We start from the raw sequence: 2,905 nt of genomic DNA on the forward strand, positions 1-2,905 counted from the left end.
CGTTATCCACGTCTGGATGAGAATCGTGGGAGGTGAGCCCGCTGGGATTCGAACCCAGGACCCACGGATTATGACGGATTAATAGAGTGTAGAATCAGACACGACCCCTGCACACGGAGAAGGCTGGGAGAATACGGCCAGCCTCCTCTACGTATCGACGCGTCGCCATGGGCGATTGGACGGAGCCCATCCTTACCAAGCCGCCGCTGGCTGACACACGGGGTAGGGAACCGTTCATCCTACCCGGCATCACGAGAGCTCTACGGGCTACCCGATCGACGCATTGATGTCCCACCGATCGACCTCCGTGGCGACATCGGCGCTGATCCGCGCCTCCCTCGTGACGTACCGCCCAATCCGATGGAGGCGCGCTCGCGGGATCACGCCCCGGTGGAGGTGCCATCAGCGGTTGAAGACGGGCCGTCCGGGGAGACCACTGCGTGTTGAGCTATCGGGTTGATTGTGGTGATGCTGCCCGTGACCTACACACCGCGGACAGCACCACCCGCCATAAACGTAGCCTTGGAGACACGCGCCTGCCGTGCGCCTAATCGGCCAAGCCACACCAGTCGCAGATGAAAGCGGCGAGCACTTTCGCAGTCGGAACGAGCGAGTCCAGATCGAGCCACTCATCAGCAGCGTGAAGGTTTCCACCCGACGGGCCATAGCAGCACGCCGGGATACCAAGGAAATTGTAGTATCGCATGTCGTTCGTCCCGGTACGCGCGAGGAATCGCGGCTCGTTGCCGCGCAGCTTCTTGTGCCACGAGACGAGCATCTGGACTGGCGGCGCGTCCTTCGGGACGACGGAACCGGCGCTCTGGAACCCGTCATAGGAGACCGTGGGCGGATGCTCCGAGAGCCATTCGTCACCAGCAGCCGCCTGCTGAATCGCCTCTTCGACCTCGCGCCGGATCTCCTCCACGGTCTGGCCGGGATAGAAGCTCAGGCGGCAATGAAGCTCGCAGGCACCGGGGACACTGCTTGGCCAGTCGCCGCCCCGGATGACGCCGATGTTCAGGTTGATGGGGTGGTCCAGGTCTGCGAACGCGGGATGCCGGTCCTCGTTCATGCGTCGATCGAGGTCCTGGAGGGCCTGGATGATCGGGACCGCCTTCACGATCGCATTGACGCCGGTCGGCGCCACGGCGGCGTGGGCCGCTCGTCCGGTGATATGAACGCGGAACCAGATCACACCCACGTGGGCCTGCGTGATGTCGCCGTCGGTTGGCTCAGTGACGATGGCAGCGTCGGCAGGGTAGCGGCGGCTCGCATCGAGCGCGCCGTTGCCGGTGCACTCTTCCTCGATCACGCTCTGCAGAATCAGGTCGCCCTTCAGATCGATGCCGAGATCGCGGAAGACCTTGGCGAGGAACAGATTGATTGCGAGTCCGCTCTTCATGTCGCAGGCGCCGCGACCGTACATTCGGTTGCCGACGATCCCGGCTCCCCAGGGATCATGCGTCCACGCCTCGACCGGCTCCGGGCTCACCACGTCGATATGCCCGTTGAGCACCAGCGAGCGACCGCCCCCGGTTCCGCGCAATACTGCGGCGACGTTGGGCCTGCCGTCGAACGGCACCCCGCTGTTCCCCGCGTTCGGAAGATCCAGGACCGACGGCGACAAGTCCCAGACATCGGGCTCGAGACCGACCCCGCGGAGGTAGTCAGCGACGTAGGCTTGGGCCTCTGCCTCTTGGCCCAGCAAGCTCGGGCGTCGCACCAGGTCCGCGACCAGGCCGCTGAGTTCGTCCCTTCGCCGCTCCAACTCGTCCCAGACTCGCTCTAGGGTGCTGTTCATTGCAGCCTCGGCCATCGTTCCTTCCTTATCGATCCTGATATGGCCAGGGGATCTCATCTCGCTGAAGGGTCTCTCGTCGAGGAGTTCGTTGTCTCATCCCTCAAGACGTGCTCCGGCGCACCTAGTGCCCGTGACATCTCATTCGCAACGGTTCTCACGGTCCTGCCGAGATCGGACAGATCAGCGGTCAGGCGAAACATCGGGCCCGCCACCGAGATCGCGGCGATGACCTGACCATCCCGGTCCCACACGGGCGCTGCCGCGCCACGCACATCCTCTTCCCACTCGGCGAGGTTCTCGGCGTAGCCCCGCTGCCGAATCACAGCGAGCTCAGCTCGGAACCGATCGGGGTCTGTGATGGTCTGAGACGTACGGCGCGGCAACCCGCCGGCGATGTACTCCTCGACCACTTCGCGAGGACTGAACGCCAGGATCGCTTTGCCACTGGCCACGGCGTGTGCGTCAAAGCTGTCGCCCACGTTGGCGTGCAGCCTGAGCGCCTGCCCGGGAACCCGGACTTCGACGTGAACCACGCGGCGTCCAGTGAGGATGCTGCAGTAGGCTGTCTCTCCCGTGAGGTCGACCAGCTCCGCGAGGAAGCGCGGAGCCACTTCCCGGAGCCCGGTGTCCGTGAAGGCACTGCACGCGATTTCCCACAAGCGGGGTGCAGCGGAATACCGACCCGTATCCGGATCTCGGCGGACAAAGTCGCAGGCTTCCAGCGTGGCAAGCAGGCGAAACACGGTACTCTTGCCGAGCCCCAGCTCTCGGCTGATCTCGGTCAAGCTCCACGTCGGGCGGGCAACGGAGAACAGCGACAGGAGCGACAGCGCGTTCTCCACCGACCGTATGGTGACCGACCTGCGCCCGTTGTCTGTAGCCGCCTCCAGATTGGCCATTAAGACACCCTCTCTGTGCGAATCGAGGAACCTGGCACGGGCCCACCGAACCGGACATCAGGCCCCGCTGCGACCTAACCCGGGTAAACCACACTGGCGGAGCCGACAAGCGCGACGGGGCCAGGTCGGACCCTCGATCGCCGAGCAGGAGGTGGGCGGGGGTCGCGCGTTTGTGTCTGGTAGACGCAACTATTAGCCAACCCGC

The 2,905-nt window shown here is 64.5% G+C and carries 2 protein-coding genes; both read right to left on the minus strand.

Going from position 1 to position 2,905, the window contains the following annotated elements; translation table 11 throughout:
• Positions 1 to 547: 547 nt before the first annotated feature.
• Positions 548 to 1,816, minus strand: coding sequence for an ArgE/DapE family deacylase (locus IRZ30_RS16820; protein WP_294086841.1), 1,269 nt, complete (start codon positions 1,814 to 1,816; stop codon positions 548 to 550).
• Between the two features lie 38 nt (positions 1,817 to 1,854).
• Entirely contained in the window at positions 1,855 to 2,700 is an 846-nt protein-coding gene (locus IRZ30_RS16825; protein WP_294086842.1) for an IclR family transcriptional regulator, read from the minus strand.
• Positions 2,701 to 2,905: the final 205 nt, after the last annotated feature.

Source organism: Sphaerobacter sp. (genome assembly GCF_019683595.1).
GTDB lineage: Bacteria > Chloroflexota > Chloroflexia > Thermomicrobiales > Thermomicrobiaceae > Sphaerobacter.